The 19,658-nt window shown below is 62.1% G+C and carries 14 protein-coding genes and 2 pseudogenes; 13 read left to right on the top strand and 3 right to left on the bottom strand.

The genetic code is table 11. The features are described 5' to 3' along the window. Window positions 1-276: 276 nt before the first annotated feature. The 13 genes and pseudogenes from HK436_RS28890 (at window position 277) to HK436_RS28835 (ending at window position 13,911) form a co-directional block, all read left to right on the top strand. Window positions 277-1,071, top strand: a complete 795-nt coding sequence (locus tag HK436_RS28890; protein ID WP_446685694.1) for an acetaldehyde dehydrogenase (acetylating) — start codon at window positions 277-279, stop codon at window positions 1,069-1,071. Further along, window positions 1,068-2,101: pseudogene (gene dmpG, locus HK436_RS28885) on the top strand (4-hydroxy-2-oxovalerate aldolase). Before HK436_RS28890 ends, dmpG begins: the two are co-directional and overlap by 4 nt. 192 nt (window positions 2,102-2,293) lie before the next feature. Continuing rightward, on the top strand, window positions 2,294-2,821 hold the full coding sequence (locus HK436_RS32085; RefSeq protein WP_376769230.1) for an NADPH-dependent FMN reductase: 528 nt from the start codon (window positions 2,294-2,296) through the stop codon (window positions 2,819-2,821). Between the two features lie 87 nt (window positions 2,822-2,908). Then, entirely contained in the window at window positions 2,909-4,180 is a 1,272-nt protein-coding gene (locus HK436_RS28875) for an LLM class flavin-dependent oxidoreductase (protein ID WP_173195022.1), read from the top strand. Between the two features lie 507 nt (window positions 4,181-4,687). Continuing rightward, a complete protein-coding gene (locus HK436_RS28870) occupies window positions 4,688-5,614 on the top strand; it encodes an MBL fold metallo-hydrolase (protein WP_173195021.1) in 927 nt (308 codons plus the stop codon). A gap of 171 nt (window positions 5,615-5,785) precedes the next feature. Continuing rightward, a complete protein-coding gene (gene ribB / locus HK436_RS28865; RefSeq protein WP_173195048.1) occupies window positions 5,786-6,445 on the top strand; it encodes a 3,4-dihydroxy-2-butanone-4-phosphate synthase in 660 nt (219 codons plus the stop codon). 46 nt (window positions 6,446-6,491) lie between these two features. Beyond that, entirely contained in the window at window positions 6,492-7,076 is a 585-nt protein-coding gene (locus HK436_RS28860) for an SDR family NAD(P)-dependent oxidoreductase (protein WP_173195020.1), read from the top strand. 39 nt (window positions 7,077-7,115) lie between these two features. Beyond that, window positions 7,116-7,814, top strand: a complete 699-nt coding sequence (locus HK436_RS28855) for a plasmid pRiA4b ORF-3 family protein (protein WP_244649518.1) — start codon at window positions 7,116-7,118, stop codon at window positions 7,812-7,814. A gap of 78 nt (window positions 7,815-7,892) precedes the next feature. Next, window positions 7,893-9,291 (top strand): annotated as a pseudogene (locus HK436_RS30840) (ISKra4 family transposase). Further along, on the top strand, window positions 9,228-9,869 hold the full coding sequence (locus HK436_RS30835; protein WP_312860795.1) for an RHE_PE00001 family protein: 642 nt from the start codon (window positions 9,228-9,230) through the stop codon (window positions 9,867-9,869). Before HK436_RS30840 ends, HK436_RS30835 begins: the two are co-directional and overlap by 64 nt. 123 nt (window positions 9,870-9,992) lie before the next feature. Beyond that, window positions 9,993-10,643: a DUF433 domain-containing protein gene (locus tag HK436_RS28845; protein ID WP_173195019.1), complete on the top strand. Its 651-nt coding sequence runs from the start codon at window positions 9,993-9,995 to the stop codon at window positions 10,641-10,643. Continuing rightward, window positions 10,640-11,044, top strand: coding sequence for a DUF5615 family PIN-like protein (locus HK436_RS28840; RefSeq protein ID WP_173195018.1), 405 nt, complete (start codon window positions 10,640-10,642; stop codon window positions 11,042-11,044). The genes HK436_RS28845 and HK436_RS28840 overlap by 4 nt, the downstream gene beginning before the upstream one ends. Further along, on the top strand, window positions 11,041-13,911 hold the full coding sequence (locus HK436_RS28835; RefSeq protein WP_173195017.1) for an SEC-C metal-binding domain-containing protein: 2,871 nt from the start codon (window positions 11,041-11,043) through the stop codon (window positions 13,909-13,911). Before HK436_RS28840 ends, HK436_RS28835 begins: the two co-directional genes overlap by 4 nt. A 325-nt stretch (window positions 13,912-14,236) precedes the next feature. Here HK436_RS28835 and HK436_RS28830 read toward each other — a convergent pair whose 3' ends face one another. The 3 genes from HK436_RS28830 to HK436_RS32685 are packed head-to-tail and all read right to left on the bottom strand — an operon-like array spanning window position 14,237 to window position 19,505. Further along, the gene (locus HK436_RS28830) at window positions 14,237-17,536 is read right to left on the bottom strand and encodes a UvrD-helicase domain-containing protein (protein ID WP_173195016.1); all 3,300 of its coding nucleotides are present in this window, start codon (window positions 17,534-17,536) and stop codon (window positions 14,237-14,239) included. Further along, window positions 17,536-18,015 carry a PD-(D/E)XK nuclease family protein gene (locus tag HK436_RS32690; RefSeq protein ID WP_173195015.1) on the bottom strand — a complete coding sequence of 160 codons (480 nt, stop codon included), beginning with the start codon at window positions 18,013-18,015 and terminating at the stop codon, window positions 17,536-17,538. The genes HK436_RS28830 and HK436_RS32690 overlap by 1 nt, the downstream gene beginning before the upstream one ends. Beyond that, complete coding sequence (locus HK436_RS32685; RefSeq protein WP_206680651.1) at window positions 18,012-19,505, bottom strand: PD-(D/E)XK nuclease family protein; 1,494 nt, start codon at window positions 19,503-19,505, stop codon at window positions 18,012-18,014. The genes HK436_RS32690 and HK436_RS32685 overlap by 4 nt, the downstream gene beginning before the upstream one ends. Window positions 19,506-19,658: the final 153 nt, after the last annotated feature.

Raw genomic sequence — 19,658 nt, 5'->3', positions numbered from 1 at the left:
AAGGAGGTGACATCGTGATGTCGGGGGCCTTCGGGCCGATGGTTCCTGTACGTTCCGGCGAGGTGTATCTGGCCGAAATTTCGGATTCTCACCCATTCAGGTGAATTTTGAAGACGGAGGGCGGACGCTTGAGCCAGAAGATCAAAGCCGCGATCATCGGATCGGGCAACATCGGCACGGACCTGATGATCAAGATATTGCGCAACCCAAGGTTTTGGAGATGGGCGCCGGTCGGGCATCGACCCGGCGAGCGATGGGCTCGCCCGCGCCGCGCGGATGGGCGTTGCGACCACGCATGAAAGCATCGACGGGCTAACTCGCCTGCCCGTTTGGCCCGAGATCGGCGTCGTCTTCGATGCGACCTCGGCCGGGGCGCACCGGCGCAACGACGAGATCGTGCGCGGCGCCGGTAAGGTCATGATAGACCTCACCCCGGCGGCGATGGGGCCGTTCGTTGTTCCGGTTGTTAACATGTCCGACCACCTCAAGGAAGATAACGTGAACATGGTCACCTGCGGCGGGCAGGCGACGATTCCGATCGTGGCGGCCGTGTCGCGCATCGCCGAGGTGACCTACGCCGAGATCGTCGCCTCGATTTCGTCGCGCTCCGCCGGTCCGGGCACCCGCGCCAACATCGACGAGTTCACCGAGACCACGTCACGAGCGATCTGTGACGTCGGCGGCGCCAAGAGCGGCAAGGCCATCATCATCCTGAACCCGGCCGAACCGCCGCTGATCATGCGCGACACCGTGTATTGCCTGGCGAAGACCACCGACCGCGAAGCCGTCCGACGCTCGATCGGGGCGATGATTGCCGAGGTGCAGGACTATGTGCCCGGCTATCGCCTGAAGCAGGATATCCAGTTCGAGACCATCGGTGACAATTCCGCCGCCCGCATACCCGGCGTGGATGACCGGGCGACCGGGCTGAAGGTCAGCGTCTTTCTCGAAGTGGAAGGAGCCGGCCATTACCTGCCGAAATATGCGGGAAATCTCGACATTATGACATCGTCGGCGCTGAAGACGGCCGAGCGGCTGGCGCAGCGGCTACTGAAGGAAAGCGTGGCATGACAGCGACGAAGAAACCCGAACTCTATATCCAGGACGTGACACTGCGCGACGGAATGCATGCCATCCGTCACCGCTACACGCTGGATCAATGCGACAACATTGCCTCTGCCCTGGATGCCGCCGGGGTGGCTGCGATCGAACTGAGCCATGGCGACGGCCTGGCCGGTTCGAGCTTTGCATACGGTTTCGGGCGGCATACCGATCTGGAGTGGATCGCTGCTGTTGCAGGAAAGCTGAAGAACGCGAAGCTGACCGCGCTGCTGGTGCCCGGAATCGGCACGATCCACGACCTTCAGGCCGCCTTTGACGCCGGTGTGCGGTCGGTCCGCGTGGCCACGCATTGCACTGAGGCCGATGTGGCCGCACAGCATATCGCCCATGCTCGCAAGATCGGGATGGACGTTTCCGGCTTCCTGATGATGGCTCATATGCTTGCCCCGAAGGAGCTTTCGGCGCAGGCAAAGCGGATGGAGAGCTACGGCGCGCATTGCGTCTATGTCACCGACTCGGCCGGGGCGCTCCTGATGGATGGCGTGCGCGACCGGATCCGGGCCTATCGCGACGTGCTGAACGCTGAAACCCAGGTCGGCATCCACGCGCACCAGAACCTGTCGCTCGCGGTGGCCAATTCGGTCGTCGCGGTGGAGGAGGGCGCCTACCGGGTGGATGCCTCGCTGGCCGGCATGGGGGCGGGCGCGGGCAATACACCGCTCGAGGCCTTTATCGCCGTGGCTGAACGGCTTGGCTGGCAGCACGGCTGCGATGCCTTCGCGCTGATGGATGCGGCGGACCGCCTGGTGCGCCCGATCCAGGACCGCCCGGTTCAGGTAGACCGAGATACCATCGCGCTGGGTTTTGCCGGAGTCTATTCAAGCTTCCTCCGTCACACGGAAACGGCCGCGGCGGCCCATGGCCTCGACTCCGCGACATACTGGTCGAACTTGGTCGGCGGAAGATGGTCGGCGGGCAGGAAGACATGATCGTGGATGTCGCGCTCGACCTGCTGGGCTCCCGCGACTCCGCGAAATAGATATTCGCAGAGCGAACATAATTCATGGAAGCGTTGCTTCAATCTAGCGACACATCTAGCAAAGCTAGAAAGGCAATCGTAGCGCCCGTTAATTCGGACACTTACCGTCGACCGGAACTTGGGAGGGTTCTTCGATGTCAGTTCGCATAAAGGTCCCCTCGTTCTCGGGATCGGCGGGACTTTGCGCGCGCAATCCACCGGCCAGAAGGCGCTTGCCCATGTCCTGCAACGGGCAAGCGAGCTGGGCGCGCGCACCGAACTCTTGTCGGGGAGGCGCTGAGCCTTCCACTCTATGCCCCGGAAATTCCAGAGCGGAGCAAAGCCGCCGGTCGGCTGGTGTCGTTGATGCGGGAATGCGACGCCGTGGTGATTTGTTCTCCGGCTTATCACGGTTCGGTTTCGGGACTGGTCAAGAATGCCCTGGATTACACCGAGGACATGAACCGCGATGAACGGGTTTATTTCGATGGTCTGCCAATCGGCTGCATCGCATGCGGCGCGGGTTGGCAGGCCGCTGGACAGACTCTGGCGGCGCTGCGCTCGATCGCCCATGCGCTGCGCGGTTGGCCGACGCCAATGGGTGGGATGATTAATTCGTCACTGCCGGTGTTCGATGTCGAGGGCAAGTGCGTCGATGTGTCGATACGCTTCCAGCTCGACACGATCGCCGCGCAGGTGACCGAATTCGCGATGAGCAGGCAGAATATGCAGGCCGCCTAGTCGGTCAAGCAAAGTCTCGCGGCACCGCGCCGTGCAACGGGCGACAATGCAAAGGCAAAGTTGCTAGCCTTGAAGGGAGAAGACAGTATGAGATTCGGAGCGTTTCTGTTGCCAGCATCTGCTGCCAAGCACAACGAATTGAAGGGCGCGAAGTATCCGGGTGCCGACCCAACCTATTATCAGCGTTCGCTTAACGAACATGCGCGCATCATCAAGCAGCTCGAAGAACTCGGGTTCGATTTCGTGGCATTCTCCGAACATCATTTCCACCTCGAGGGGCTTGAGATTTCCAACAACCCAATTCTTTTGGGAGCTTGGGCGGCGGGCATAACCAAGAAGATCCGCATCGGCCAGATGGCGACGGTTCTGCCGGCGCGCAACCCGATCCTCGTGGCCGAGGACCTAGCCATGCTCGACCACTTCTCGGAAGGCCGCATGTTCGCGGGATTTGCGCGTGGCTACCAGTCGCGGCACGTCACCACGATCGGCCAAAAGAACGGCGCTGTCGCGACCTTCGCGACCGACCCGGAGTATGCCAAGAACGACGCGATCAACCGCGAATTGTTCCAGGAAGCCTACGATGTGATCTGGGGCCTCCTGAACAACACCACATTCTCCTACAAGGGCAAGCATTGGCAGGTTCCGCCCGACAATATTCGGTGGGATCACCCCAAGACCAAGATGCTTGCTCCCGACATGGTCGAGAATGACATTCTGAAGAAGATCGGCATTGCGCCGAACACCCTGCAGGATCCCAAGACCATCGAATTGATGGTGCCTTTCACCCTCAGCCCCAACACGATGCGCTGGGCCGCCGGTGAGGGCGCGATGCCGATCGTCTTCACGCCGATCGACCATATCCTGCGGTCCTGCCTCGACGCCTATCACAACGAGGCGCTGAAACGTGACCCGAAAATCAAGTGGGGCGAGAATGTCGGCCACTTCCGTGACATAGTGGTGGCGGACACAGATGAAGAGGCATTCGCTATTGGCGAACAAGCCCTCGGCTACATCTGGACGGGCTGGCACGACCACTTCGGCTTCAACGAGGCGCTACGCCTGCCCGGCGAAACCGGACCGATCCCGAACACCTACCGAACCATGGTGGATCGCGGATATGCGATCGCCGGTTCGGTCGATACGGTCGCCCGCAAGCTCGAGGATGCCATCAAGACCTATAACATGGACGTATTGGTTCCCTGGATTGGCGTCGGCCCCGGCCCGGTGGACAAGCTCCTGCGGTCGAACGAACTTCTTGTCGAGAAGGTGCTGCCGAAGATTGGCGTCAAGCTCGAACAGCGCAAGCCAGTGTTGCGCAAGGAGATGCGCGAAGAAACCTGGCGCAACCGGCCCCTTTGAAACCACCAAAATAATCAAGCATGCCGTGCGCCAATTTTTGTGCGCAGGCCATAAAAACATCGGTGGACGGAAATCGGGAGGGAACTAACAGTGCTTAGTGTCTGAATCAAGAAGCGTCAGACCGAGGCGAAAATAGCGATTTCGAGAACCGGAGCGCAGCGTACATTCGGGTACGTGAGCACCGGAAGCGCAGAAATCGCGATTTGCAGCCCGGTATGGCGACTTTTGGATCAGACACTTAGAAAATCGATCAGGATGTTGCGTGGGGGTCTGGTTTCACTGCGGCACAGGCTACTCTTCATGTGAGCGAGGTTTTCGCCGCGGATGCACAACCCGACGATTTCTTACCTGCGCCTGCGGGTGCAGATCCCTGTTTAGTTTAGCTTGCTCTCGGGGAGCACACCTATTCTTCATGGGGGATGAAGGTGGGTACCGACGCCGCTAATGGGCTCAGGAACGCTGTGGCCGTCCTGTTGCGGCTGGCAAAGTTCTTCTAATCGGCGCGCAGTGACGCCTCTTTTGAAACGAAAACGGCTACTGTTGGAGGAGATGCAAATGCCTGTTAATCAACAAATAAGGCAGGTGCCAGGCCTTTACCGCAAGCGTGTTGGCGACATCGTGATTACCGCCGTGAATGACGGCATAGTTCCGTTGCCACCCGAGGTAATGGTCGGCATGGCCCCCGACGGCGTGCGCAAGACGCTGACGGGCCGTTTCCGTCCCGCCGAGCCGCATGTGACCGTCGGCGCATATCTGGTCGAACATGGTGAGCGGCGTATTCTCATTGATACCGGCTCAGGGAGTCTGATGGGGCCGACACTGGGGAAGGTAATGCAGAACCTTGCGGCTCTGGGGGTGTCTCCGGATCAGATTGACTCTGTCGCTCTGACGCATATGCACGCCGACCACGCTGGCGGCATGCTTGACGGTTCGGGCGCAGCCATTTTTCCGAAGGCCGACGTGTTCCTTGCAGTCGAGGAGGATAGGCACTGGTATGGCGGCGAGCCGCCAACCGATGCCGTCGGGGTCTCCGAGCAGGTCAACAGCTACTCGGGCAAGCTGCGCGCCGCCTATGCGGGGCGTTGGCATCTGATCGCTGAGGAAGAAATCCTGCCGGGATTGCGGCGGATGGCATTGCCAGGCCACACGCCGGGTCACAGCGGATACATGGTCTCGAGCGGTGACGACCAGCTCCTGATCTGGGGTGACATAACCCATGTCCCCGTAGTGCAGATTGCGCACCCCGAGGTCGGAATGGTCTTTGATGTCGATGTCGAACAGGCGCGCGCAACCCGAAAACGTATCCTTGACATGGCAGCCACCGATGGTCTTGCCATTGGTGGAATGCATCTCGAATTTCCGGGTTTCGGCCACGTTATCCGCAATGGTGCCAACTATGAATATGTGCCAGACCTCTGGCTGCCTGAAATGTGAGATATCGAGCGGCGACCGCGCCTCCAGTCGCGGTCGTCCTGCTCCGACCCGGACTTGAGAACCAGCCACTACATAGAACGGAAAACGTGCGTGACCTTCCAGAAACACTCTGATTTCTTCGATCCCATCGGTCGCCCTTACGAACTTGTCACCGAAGAACTGGACTCGTATCTGGAGTTTGACTCGATCGAGGGTGCGCTCTCCGCAATCGCGAACGGCGAAATGGTCATTGTTGTGGACGACGAGGGTCGCGAGAACGAGGGAGACCTGATCATGGCCGCGGATGCCGTAACGCCTGCCGCCATCAACTTCATGGCAACCTTGGGACGCGGCTTGATCTGTGTCGCCATGACGACCAACCGGCTAGAAGATCTCGCCCTGCCTCAGATGGTGCCAGAGAATACCGAATATCTCTCGACCGGCTTCGCGATCAGCTGCGATCTCAAGGAGGGTACCACGACGGGCATTTCGGCAACCGACCGGGCCAAGACGATCCGCGCGCTCGCGGATGCGCGCCGGGTCGCGGCCGATTTCAACCGCCCCGGCCACGTCTTCCCGCTTCGCGCACACCCGCGCGGGGTTCTGGGGCGTCAGGGGCACACCGAGGCCGCGGTCGATCTGGCGCGGTTTGCCGGGCGCTATCCGGCAGGGGTGCTTTGCGAGATCGCGCAGCCGGACGGCGAGATGGCGCGCCTGCCGGAGCTGTGGCGCTTTGCCCGGCAGCACAGGCTGACGCTTGTCAGCATCGCCGACCTGATCGTCTGGCGCGAAGCGCGTTACGGACTCACCGATCAGCCTTTCGGCCCGTCCGCGCAGGCGCGGCAATACTGAATCAAGAGGTCGCTAACACGGTCGGAAACGACAAGGAGGGCACAGTATGACTGAGCGCAAGGTCGCCGTCGTTACCGGGGCCAGCACCGGCATGGGCAGGGCCACGGCCGAGAGGCTGGCGTCGAAGGGATACGACCTGGTGCTGTCATCTCGCCAGCCGGAGCATGCTGCAGAGGAGATAAGATCCGGTTTTGACGTCCGAGTCGAGGCGGTGGCCGGAAGCATCGCGGATACAGCGGTCGCCGAAGCCATCACCGGCGCGGCCGGGCAGATGGGCGGGGCACAGGCGCTGCTTCTGAACCACGGCGGTCCGCCGGTCCGTGCCGCCATGGCCATCACGGATGAGGAGTGGGCGTCAGCGTTCGAGATGATGGTCAAGGGCCCGATGCGGGTGATGCGCGGGATCGTGCCACAGATGCAGCAGGCGGGGGCCGGCCGGATTTTGGCGATCTCGTCCTTCACGGTCAAATCGCCCTGGGGTGGTATCGGCCTTTCGAACAGCCTGCGGGCGGCGCTGGTCAATGCACTCAAGACGGCCGCGCTGGAGCTTGGTCCCGACGGGATCCTCGTGAACGCGCTGGGCCCTGGCTATGTCGAAACGAGAGCACCAAAATCTGTGGGGTCTCGGTAGCTTGAGATCCTCGATTTGGATAGGCTTGGTTCGCCGAACATGCTGAAGCTGGATATGCCAACCACATCGTCCTCATTGCCGCCCTCAGGGTCGATTCTCGAGCTCAAGATCCGGCTTCTCGGCGTGAGTCCGATGGTCTGGCGGCGGGTGCTGGTGCCGGAGAGCTATTCGTTGCGGGAGCTGCACGGCGTGATCCAGGCGGCCATGGGCTGGGAGGGCCTGCATCTGTTTGAGTTCAGGATACGCGCGGTTCGCTACGGTTCGTCGGATATTTGCCCCGAACCGCCTGACAAGACGCTCGAAAGCTTTGCGTTCCGCAAGAACGCCAGGTTCGCCTACGTCTATGACATGAGCGACTGGTGGGAGCACGAGATACGGGTCGAAGACCGGGAAGCGGCCAAGGAACACGGGCGGTATCCGGTCTGCATCGGCGGCGCTGGCGCCTGTCCACCCGAGGATTGCGGTGGCCCCGACAGATATATTGAGCGGCGTGACGACGCCCTCGGCCTCGACACAATGGATGATCTGGCGATCATGGCGGAGTTTGTCGAGCAGGTTGCTCTCAATGGCGACCGCGCCATGCTCGATGACGAAGATACGCGTCATGCAGTCGAGCGCGCGATCGACCGGTCGCGCGCTCGCGAGCCGTTTGTTGCCTGCCGGTTTTCGCGGCGGGACGTCAACAGGAGCTTTCTCCAGGACGAGCATCGGCGGCTGATGCATCAATGGTTCACATGATTGTCGCCACTCGGGAGCCGGTTCACGGCTCACGTTCTGCTCTCCACGCATTCTGCAAAACCGGATTGAAGACAGGCGATGAAGATTGAGATCAAGCTGCGGATCGCAGCCGGCGATGGCGCCATTTGCGAGGAAGAGGTTTTGAGTTTCAGCAAACCCCATGACCAGCTTGAGGCGATCGGCTTGTCGCTCCACGAGGCCAAGGACCTGCTTGGCCGTCTGCAGGAACACATTGTCGCGGCGCAAGCGGCACGCTTTGCCGCTGAACGGCGGCGTTGTGCGCAGTGTGGTCGCTCCCTGCCGAGCAAGGGCAGCACGGTGATCCGATTCCGAACGCCGTTCGGCGACGTGCCGGTTTCCAGTCCGCGGCTTCACCGCTGTGCTTGCGATGCCGGCAAGGGCAAAACCTTCAGTCCGCTGACGGAGCTCTTTTCCGAGCACGTCGCACCCGAGCTGCTCTATCTCGAAACCAAATGGGCTTCCTTGGTTTCATTCGGCGTTACCGTCGATCTTCTGAAGGACGTGCTTCCGGTCGGTTCCACGCTGAACGCCGAAACGGTCCGCAATCACCTACACCGCACGGCCGCCCGCGCCGAAGCGGAACTCGGCGAGGAGCGCGCATCCTTCATCGAAGGCTTTCCACCGACTTGGGCGAAGTTGCCCATCCCAGAAGGCCCGATTGTCGTCGGCATCGACGGCGGCTATGTCCGCGCCCGTGACGGCACGCAGAGCCATTTCGAGGTTCTGGTCGGCAAATCGATCCCGGAAGATCGGGAGAACCGCTATTTCGGCCTGGTCCAAAGCCATGACGACAAGCCGCGCCGCCGCCTGCACGAGGTCCTGCGCGAACAAGGCTTTCAGATGAACCAGGACATCACCTTTTTGACAGACGGCGGCGATAGCGTGCGCAACATGGCGGTGGCGATGTCGCCCTGCGCGGAACACCTGCTCGACTGGTTTCATATCACCATGCGGCTCACCGTCCTCGGCCAATACGCCAAGGGGTTGGCGCATCACAATCCAAGAGAAGCCGATGACGCCGCGCGCGAGCTGAAGCGCATCAAGGGCTATCTGTGGAACGGCAACCACCGGCGGGCGCTACCCTGCATCGAGTGGCTCATCGATGATCTCGATGCGGTCGAAACCGAATACTCCGGCATGAAGGCCTTCCGGAAGGCCGTGGATGAGTTCCACACCTACATCGCCAACAATGCGGGCATGATCCCGAACTACGCCGAGCGACGGCGCTATGGCGAACGGGTTTCGACGGCGTTCGTCGAGTCGACCGTCAACGTCGTCGTCGGCAAGCGCTTCTCAAAACGCCAGCAGATGCGATGGTCGAAACAAGGGGCGCACCTCTTGCTCCAGACCCGCACGCGGGTGCTCGATGGAACGCTGCGCGGAAAGTTCGCAGTGGTATCCTGGAATGGTCAGCAGCAATTCCGCCCCTCAGCGGGAGACCGAAATGGCCGCCTGACGCCCCACAGATTTTGGTGCTCTCCAGACTGGGACGAGGCGGATCGCCTGACGCAATGGAAGCGTGTTCTAGCCGACGTGGCGGACCTGCCTCCGACACTAGGCGCGGCGCTGATCTGGGAAGCGTGGGAATCCCTCGAACCCATGCAGCGGCAACACTGGCTCGGAAGCCAATTTGCGAGTGCGTATCTTCGGGCGCGGGGCAAGGTGGCCTCGCACCTATTCGGCTTCAACGTCGGCTTGAAGGCGGTGCCGAGGGAGCGCCGACGATCCGCAAACCGTCAGACCCGCATTCTCGCCTTCCTCGACGCGATGTCGGCGTCGGCCGAGAGCGGCATGAAGGAAATATCGCGCCTGGCGCAGGCACGCGAGCAAATGACCCGCCGGCTGCACGGCCGGCGCTCATCCAGCAGCCTGCCGTCCACAATCGAGCTCGTCTTGTCTCGCCCGATCGTGTCGGCGCCGATGATCGCCAGAGCCGCAAAGATCACACAGCGTGGTGCTCTCAACCTCATCGGTGAACTCGGCGTGCGCGAGTTGACGGGGAGGCGGCGCTACCGCGCTTGGGGTATCCTTTGACCATCTGGTCAGCGAAGCGACACGGCACTGCGGGCGAAACTCGGTGGCCTGCCTCTTGGAAGGCCACCTCCCTTTACGGGGAGACTTGCGCAGCTTATATTATTCTCTCGAAGGAGAATGATTATGCCAGCTGCTGCCCGCGTCTATACCCCTGCTGAAGCCGCTGCCGTGAGCCAGATCGGCATCAAAGCCGTTCACAACGCGATCGACAAGAAGATCGTCGACACCGTAAGCCGGTCGCCGGCAAAGAGTGTTCGGCGCCGGGCGCTCACGGGGGAGGGATTGCTTCGGCTCAAGCTCTGGTACGGCGTCGGCTCTACACTAGCGGCGGAGCGACGTCAGCGGTTGTTCGACGCGATCAAGGCGGAGCCAGCGGCCAAGACGGTGAGGGCCGACGACCTGCTCATCGTCGACGTCGCCGAGGCCCGCAAGCAATTGAACGCGCGCATTCGCGATCTTGATGAAGCGGAAGCCATGATTGGCCGGGTGAAGGGGGTGATGGGTGGTGAGCCCGTTTTCAAAGGCACACGCATCCCTGTCCGCACGATTGCAGCGATGGTTGCCCAGGGCGCCGACGAGGCAGATCTCCTTGAGGGGTACCCGAGTCTCACAGCCCGAATGATCGAGCTTGCCAAAATATGGACTGCCGCACACCCAACGCGCGGCAGGCCGAAGAGGCTCTCTGATCAGGGCTTAAAGATCACATCCTCGAAGCGTACGCCGCTCAAGGGCGATCCGCGACCTTCAGCTCGGAAGACCGGCGTGTCCGCGTGAAGTTCCTCGTCGACGAGTGCCTGCACACTTCTCTTGTTGCGGTCGCAGAGGCGCGCGGTCACGAGGCCCGGCACGTCAACTGGCTCGGGCTGAGCGGTGAGACCGACTGGGGTCTGATGCCTCGCATCATCGGCGAGGACTTCACTTTCGTCACCAACAATGCCCGCGATTTCAAGAAGCTCTACGCGCGCGAAGAACTTCACGCAGGTCTGCTCATCATCGTTCCCCAAGTCGCGCCCGATAAGCAGCGCGAACTATTCGACGCGCTGCTCGAAGAGCTCGGCCCCGATGCAGCTATGGTGAACGAGGTCATCGAAATCGCACTCGAAGACGACGCGGCAATCATAACTCGCTACGAGCTGCCGGCTACCGAGCCCATTGAGGTGGAGAGCGGTTCTTGACGGGGGCGGCGCAGCGCCCAGCCACTGTCCTCGATCCAGCACAGCTCGTTCGAATCGAAGCTGTGCATCGCGGCTTCCTCTATCAGCACCTCTACGCGGTGCAGTGTCTGCTGTCGGCGGCGCGCATGTCGGCACTCAGTGTCGCCGTCGAGAGCGACGAGGACATCGAGGTACAGCTCAAGAGCAAGCGCATCTACGTCCAGGTCAAGCACCGTAAGGGCTCGCTTGCCTGGGATGACATTGAAGAAGCCTTGAGTCGCTTTGCCAACTTGCGCGCCGCCCATCAGCGAGGGGAACGAGCCGGAACACCTGCATTCCATGTGATCAGCAACACGCCGCCAAACGGTCCTCTCGCAGCCAGGCTTGCCGCCGGCGACTGGCCGGCCGACGTCCGGGTCGATTGGCCAGCAGCCAATCTCGACGCACGCATCCTGCCGGTGCCACAGGCATCGCTTCTCGACGCTGCTGAAGCGGCCAGCGAGATGGCGAGAGTCCTGCCGTTCGCGACGCTGGCGCCCCAAACACTCGTCTGGAAACTCGCAGGTCTGGTGTCACTTGCCGCCACGGGAGATGACCCGGCCCTCGATCACGTGTTCAAAGCCGGAGACCTTCCACCGCTTTTCGAACAGCTCGTTGTGCAGTTGCAGGATCTGCCCCTGCCGCCGTCACCCTACAGGGTTCAAGAGAACGAGCCGGATCTGTTGACGGGCGAGCGGGTCAGGCTCGTCGTTGGCTATTCAGGAGCTGGCAAGACGTCATGGCTTGCCCAGTCCGCGCAGCACTCTCCCCGCAATTTGGTCTATCTCGACGTCGCCGACACACCCGGCGCGGCCCTCGCCAATGCCGTCGCTCGCGAAGTCGCCGCTCGCATATTTCGTACGGGGCACAAACTGGGAGAAATCTTTATGCCCGGCGCGTCCGGGCGAGAGATTCTTCAGCTCCTTTCCCGGCGCCTGGCAGAGCAGGGCGAGATCGTCACCGTCGCGCTCGACAACGTTCACCAGCTATCGGCCGACGACGTGACCGGCGTCATCCAGGCCGGCAGGGACATACGCTTTGTGCTGTTAGGACGGCCAGAAGGAGAGATCCCTGCTCTCGAGGCGCTGCTCGGCGTCACCCGCGACTCCTTGCTCGGATGGGCCCCCGATACGGTGGCGGCCGCTGCGGATGATGAAGATTGCCATGGCGACGCCGCTGACTGTCAGCGATTGATCGACCTCACCGGCGGACTGCCGCTTTTCGTTCTGAACGCAATCTCGGTCGCGAAGTCGGACTATGACGGGTCGCTGAAACGGCTGTGCGCCGATCTTGCGCGATCCGCCCACACGAGGGAGATCGCTCAGGACCTCATACTCGGACGGGTCTTCGACCGATTGCCGGAGGCCGTGGCAGCCGTCGCGGAATTGTTGAGCATCTGCGATGCGCCCCTGACGCGCCAGGAGGTGAAATCCTATATTGCGGCGGCCGGAGGTCCCGACCCGGCCATCTTTGATCGCGCTGTTCGCGTCCTGGTGAGCCAAGGCTTGCTGCAGGTTTTTGCCAACGACCGCATCAGGCTCCACGACGCCGCACGTGCCGTTGGCAAGGGCCGGCTCCTTCTGTTCGGCGCCGATGCCGTGAAGGCGCGACAGGAGGCGCTGAGAGCTGTCGTACAGAAGAGCCTCATCGACAATTGGCATCCCGCAAAGCTCGCGCTCTTCCTGCGGCTTAGCGGTGAGGTCGGTCGTCTCGATGTCCTGGTCGAAATGGCGACCGAGGAACTCTTCCACGAAATGGGCGTCTGGCCCGAGGTCGAAGCTTATCTCGAGCACGGCGCTCAGGACGAGACGGTCGACCCCGACCAACGGATCAAGGCGCTCGACGGATTGGCGTTTGCCGATATCAAGGCCGGTTCCGATCGCGCTGAATCGTGGCTCGACCAAATGGACGCGCTAATCACGGCTAATGACCTGGGGGCCGAGGAACGACTGCGCGTCGGCATGAAGCGAATGAGCCTTCTGGCTGACAAGCGCGATCGGCGCGGCGCGATGCGCCTGGCCACCGAGCTCGGGCCCCTCGTCAAGGCGCTTTCTTCCGCTCACCAGCGTGTATTTGAATACAATGTCGCCTGTGCCGAGCTCGCGCTCGGGAATGCGGACGCTGCGGCCGAACGGGTCGAGCCAATCATCAAAGCCTATTACGACCTGATCGGCTTGACGCCCGAGATGGTCATTGGAAACAACGCGCCCGACCTGGCACGGATGATGAAGAAGGGCTGGGACGTTGACGACGTCAAGCATCTTGCCGACGCCCTGGACGTGCTCGCCAAGGCGCGTGATGCCCAAGGCCAGCCATCTCCCTTCGCGCGCATCCACGCCTTGAAATTCTATGATGTTGCGCGCGCCCCGGATTCTCTGTTCCGGGTCGGGCAAGACCTCGTTGACCAGTTCATCGTCAAGCGCGACTTCGACGGTGCGCTCAGCATCATGGAGACTATCATCCTGCCGCAACTCCGGCAGTGGAAGCTGGCCGACTATCTGATCACGGTCCGTTCCCAGTATGCGGTCGTCCTCGCGTACTGCGAACGATATTCCGAAGCCGACGCCGAAATGGCGCGGTTGCAGCCCTATGAAGCTGGCCTTCCCCCTCTGGTGCAGAAGGAACTCAAGAACCAGCGGGGACTGATAGCAAACCTTCGCCGGTTTGGGCCGCCACCAAAATGGGTGCCCCCTCCCGGGCTGCTTGAGGGGCTTGCCCGTCGGTTCCCAAGAGCAGGGTCAATTCCTCCAAGGCCAGTGCAGCCGGAGCGGCGCAAGATCGGGCGCAATGAACGTTGCCCCTGCGGATCCGGCAAAAAGTACAAACATTGTCACGGCAGCGGCGACTGACGGTCGCGCCGCCTTGTTTGGTGCATAAAGTGCAAATGGAACAAACTGGACAAACAGGGAAGACGGGCGTCGTGCGAAGGCGTGTGGTGGTTCGGGCGGCTTTTTCGCCTGCCACGCCTTCCGCTCGAACGTTGATGCCACCCCACTAATCAGTCTCGATGACGTGGCCGACTTCCTGCGAACCCATCCTCGCAGCGGCGTGCGCATGAACCCCCAGTGGAAGCGCCTCACCCGGAATATTTACATCGAAGGTGCTCTTTTGCGCTGATCTCTGCAGGATAACACGCCTTCGGTTCGGACTAGACTAGCCTTGCGCGCGTGCTCCTCATGCCTCGGGCAGGACCGTCACGATTTCTCCGGTGGTCATATACACGATCGTGGCGCGTGGTGCGGATGTTGCTCGAAGATAGCGGCGCAACTGCTGGACATACGCGGCGCGGTGCAGCGTCGTGTCGCGATCGCTTTTCCAGTCCAGAACGTCGAGGACCTTCCCGTCCTCGACGGCGATGGCATCGACACGGCCAGCGAGAAGATTCCCAGGGTCTAGCTCACACCAGACCGAGAGCTCCGGCACCAGGAAGGGGACAAGGCGCTGAACATGAGGGAGGCGAAACGTCCGAAGTGCGGTCGCCGCGAGTTCGCCAGGGACCGGCACCTCGTCCGTGAGCTCAATGGCGAGAAGCTCGTCACGAAGGCGCTCGGCGCGGTCGGCAATAGCATCCTCTGCCGAAAGCTCGCCGGTCAAAAGCTCTTCCATGAGCTTGTGCAGGATCAGCCCCCGAATCCTTCCGGCGCCGATCGGCTCGACATATTCGAACGTGCCAAGGGGCTCGACGGATACGGCCGGGGTGAGGATCTCGGCCCGATCGTCATCATGAACACTGGGATTCACCCAGCGCAGTGCCGGGGTCGCCGCCTGCACCGTCGCGGCCTGCCGGGCGAATGTGTCGGCATCCTGCGCCACCACCTCGGCCTCGGAAGCGGTTGTGCGTCCTTGCCGGAGCGCGTGGAGCTTCAGTTCTTCAAGTAGGTCGAATCGGAGATTGACCAGTTTCGACCAGGCCGCTGGTCCCGCAGAGGAAAGATAGGGCACGATCAACAGGTCTCGGGCACGTGTGCACGCGACATACCACATGCGCTGATGTTCCAGCGCCTGGCGCCGCGCCTGCTCCTCACGGGCAAGACTAAGCGCCGAGGACGAGACGCCCCCTATAACCCAATGCAGCGTGTTGTCCGATTGTCGATGGACAAAGCGCTCCGCAGGCCTTGCCTGCGTGCCCATGTTGATGGGAATCACCACGGGCCATTCGAGGCCTTTGGCGCTGTGAATGGTCACGATCTCGACTGCGTCGCGCGAGGCGTCAATCCGTCCTTCCTGGCGCGAGGCGCGGCGTTCCCAGTCTGATTGGAGGTGGCGAACAAAGGCTCGAAGTCCGCGGACATCGTACGCGCGCGCGAGTTCTACGATCCGGTCAAGATTGGCAAGCGAGCGCGCAGCGCGATTGTTGCCGCTGCGGACGGATAGCGCGATGCGCAACTGGAGCTGCTCGATTGCCTCAGCCAAAAGCACGCGTGGTGTTGTCACGCTTACGCGCGCGCGAAGCTTTTGCAGGGCTTCAAGGACTGCGCGGGCGACACCATGGGATACCAGAGCCGGCGGTGTCGTGATGTCGAAAAGCCCCGTGTACGAGGCCTCGTATCCAGCCCGGTGAACCTCTTCGGCAATGTCGAGCAATTCTTCGTCCGTCAGGCCGACCATCGGTCCACGCATGAAGGCGCCGAAGGCGAGCCGGTCGCGCGAATCCGCCAAGGCGCGCAAAAGGGCCAGAACGTCCTGGGTTTCCTGCTGCAGGAAGAGCGTCTTGCCGGCCTGCGACGCAACGGCGAGCCCGAAGGATTCGAGCGCGCGCTCGTAGCGCCAGAGCTCGGTGCCGGTAGGAGCCAAAAGTGCGATGTCACCAGCCTCGAGCAGGCGACGCTCCCCAGTGTGCTCATCTTCGATTTCGACGGCGCCGATGAGCTTTGAACAGATCTCTGCAATGACGGCCGCTTCGTCATCCCGCTGTTGCGGCATCTTCGCCTTCTGCCCGTCGCCTACGGTGACCTGGGAGGCGCAGGCAAGTCCGTGCAATGCCCGCTCGCGAGTGGCGGTGAGCGCGCCGTAGCTTGGCTGTCCGTCTGCATCGAGAACGGGCTCGAACACGCTGTTCACGTAGTCGATGATGGCGGGCTGGCAGCGGAAATTGGCACCCACATGAATGATGCGGTTCTCGCCGAAACGGGCGATAGCCTGCTTCGCCTGATTGTAGCTATCGATATCGGCGCCGCGGAACGCATAGATGGACTGCTTTGGATCTCCGACGACGAAAAGCGCCCCATCGCGAAGGTCGGCGTCCTGCCACCGGTCGGGCATGCTGCGCGCCGATATCGAAAATAGGATACTGGCCTGGATCGGATCGGTGTCCTGAAACTCGTCGACGAGGATATGAGCGAAGCGCTCACCTATCGCAGCCCGGACTGCTTCATTGCTGGTGACGAGGGCATGCGCGCGCTGCAGCAGATCATCGAAGTCGAGAACAGCGGCGCTTTCCTTGCGTTGATTGTAGAGGTCTGTCACCGGGTCGAGGGCAATTGACATCTGGCCGACCATGGCATCGCCGACCTGGCCCAGCAGCTCGGCAAACCGGGTCACACAGGTGCGGAAATGCTCGTCGGCCTGCTGGGAGAGTCCGGGTCCGTCGTCTTTTCCGTAAGCCGATTTCCAACGGCCAAGATTGCGCGGCTCAATAAAGGTGAACTCGTTCCACTTCATGGAGGCGGTGCGCGGGGGATCGGCAAGTTCCCATAGCCGGGCGAAGGTCGGCTGCGTATCGAAGCAGTTCTCGTAGAAGGCCGCCAGAGTTTCGAGCTCGTTAATCAGGGTCCCAGTGCTGCGCTCCCTGGGATAATTTGCCTGCCAGCGTCGAAAGGCGCGGACGCTCTCGACAAAGTCGACGTCCTTGCGCAGGCCGAGGTCGACCGGCACGGTGCCGGCGCCGGGGTGCTCAAGCTTGAGCTTCGCAAGGTCAAAGCTGTCCTTGACGACCTTGAGCGGTTCGAATTTGGAAAGAATGGCGACCGGGTCTTCGCCTTCGCCGGCGCCGTGTGACAGGCGGTCGAACAGCCATCCGGAGACGACGCTCTCGAACATCGCATCGGCCGTCGGCGCATCCATCATCTGCGATCCGGGGTCGAGTCCGGTTTCGACCGCATAGGCCATGATGATCTGCTGGCAGAACGCATGAATCGTGCACGCGGTCATTTCGTCGAAGGCATCAATCGCCGCGCTGAGGACCTGCCTCTTGTCATTGAGCAGCTCGAGGCTGACGGCGCCACGCAGAACCTTCGGGATTTCGCCAGCCAGTAGCTGTGTTGCGTATTCGCGAATGCGCAGTGACAACTCGCTGGCAGCCAGCTCGGTGAAGGTGATCGCTGCAATGCTGCGGGGCGGAGCACCGCGCAGCATCAGCATCACGACGCGACCCGCAATCAGAGACGTCTTGCCCGTGCCTGCCGCCGCTTCAACCAGCAGCGTCTTGTCGAGTTCGGTGAGAACACGATTGCGTTCGACGGCATCGCTCAGCATCACGGCTCCGCCCAAAGCGGCACGAGCCTTTGCTGCGCGGCGTCGAAGCCTTCCTGCTTCCTCCGCTGATAGCGGTCGAGCGCTGCCGGTAGTGCGATTCTGAGGTCGTTGTAGCCAGCAAAAGCATCTGGTCCGGCATAGGCGATGCCATTTCTGAGGCCTTCGACTGCGACGTCGATGAAGCGCAGCGTTGTCTCCTCCGCTCGCTCGAGGATGTCGCCGTCAAGGCCAGCTGGAGGACCCATTGTGTCGAGGTAGACGAGACGGGCGATGATGGTGCTGGCTTCGGGGATGAGCTGCCTGATCGTGATAGCGTAGAGCGCGCGCTGAACTTCCGCCCCACCGTTCAGGATCACGTCGCCCAAATTACGCGGTGTCGTGCCGGTCTTGTAGTCGGACATGCGCACACCGCGGCGGTCGGGCTTCACATCGACACGGTCGATGCGGCCTTTCAGGCGAATGCCGGATTGGCCGATCACGATCTCTTGGCGTTCGTCCCAGGGCTCGGTACGCTCACCAAGCGATTCGCGGTGCCGAATGGCACCTCGCTGAAGCTGCGGGTGCCCGGACCGAAGCGCGCGTCGATCGTGAGGCCGCGACGAGCACGCCGCCGTGCCTCCTCGATCGTGTCCAGCCACAACAATCTAGGTGGCACCGCCTGGGTCAGCGGCCACCGCTCCGCGACGTCGCGTGCTGCCGCGTCAAGGGCATTGTCGATTTCTTCTGGTGTTGCCCCGACAAGGCCGGGTGTGGGTTCGATGCGCTCGACAGCGAGGCGAAGCAGCTCGTGCACCAGGTCGCCGAAGGTGACGGGATCGAGCTGCAGCGGCTCCACCGCAAGCTCGGGCGCTGTCATCCCCAAAGCACGCGCCCAAACGAAGCCCAACGGGTCACGCAGCAGGCGCCGAAGGGAAGTGGCCGATTGCGGCATGCGCAGTGCGCGAATAACGGCCGGATGGTCTTTCCGAAACCCGCCGTCATGTGGCGTGGGCTCCAGACGGTGCGTCCAGTCGGTCCAGCAGACGGTGACGCTCTGCATGCGCGGTAGATCGAGCGCATCCTCAGTGCGCGCGAGCAGACGATCCCCCTCGCTGAACGCGTGCTCGGGCGTTCTGGTCCGCGAGCGCGGACGCTCCGTGACTTTCCGTTGGACCAACGCGCTCTTGGCAAGGAACGCACCCTCGACCGAGCGTCTGCTGCGCGACAACGTCGCGCGCGAGGCCGGGTGACCGACAAGGACTTCGAAGGCCAGCCGATCATGTTCAAGCCGGGACAGGTCCACTAGGTCATGTTCGCTGAGGACATGATCGGGCAGGAGCGGGTCTACGCCATCGGCGCGCGGCCAGCTTCTGCTCGATAGCCCGAGCAGGCGCATGTGCGGGCGCGGCGCGCCGACGAGGTCGGCCGCTCTTGCCCAGACGACGTTGTTGGCGGGATCGCTTTCATCGGCGATACGCAGTGATGTCAGTGTCATCTCCATCGCCGCTGCCGGTCCCAGGCGAAGGGCTTCTCGCCAGAGCCCGAGACTCTTGCCGCGCAGCAATGTCTCCCCCAGCTTGACCGCCGCTCCTGGTCCGACATCGAGGTCAAGCAGTACTGGCATGAGGGTTCCCGCGATGGAGGATCCATCAGCGCGCCTCAGCGGCTCGAGACTACGCGCCCAATGCTCTGGTTCAAACAGACCAGCTTCGGTGGGAATGCCCTTCATCCAGTCAGCAGGAAGTGCCTCGGTCAGATAGGGCGAGAGCAAGGACAGACGGCGGACGCGATCCTGCGACAAGCCATTGATCATCACGTCTGCGAGCGCCGCGCAGGCCTGGCCGGCACGTGTGCTCAGCGCCGAAACGCCGCTGGCAAAATGAATGGGAAGTTGAGCCTCCGCAGCAAGCACCAGCATGTGGTCATCCCACACGCCGAGGTCAGCACTCGTAATTGCAATGTCCGAGGCTTGGGTTACGCCATCGCTCAACAGCTCCCGAGCCCAGCGAAGCGCCTCGACAATCTCCGCGCGCGGATCGGCACAGACATCGCAGATCAGATCCTGGGAGGGCTGCGTCGCCGTGTGCAGCAGCGTGCCTGGAAACCAGCTGCGATCTAGAGTCCCGGGCGCGTCCCAGGTGAT

The organism is Neoaquamicrobium sediminum (genome assembly GCF_013240295.1).
Classification (GTDB): domain Bacteria; phylum Pseudomonadota; class Alphaproteobacteria; order Rhizobiales; family Rhizobiaceae; genus Aerobium; species Aerobium sediminum.
This window is presented reverse-complemented; position numbering and strand designations above follow the sequence as displayed.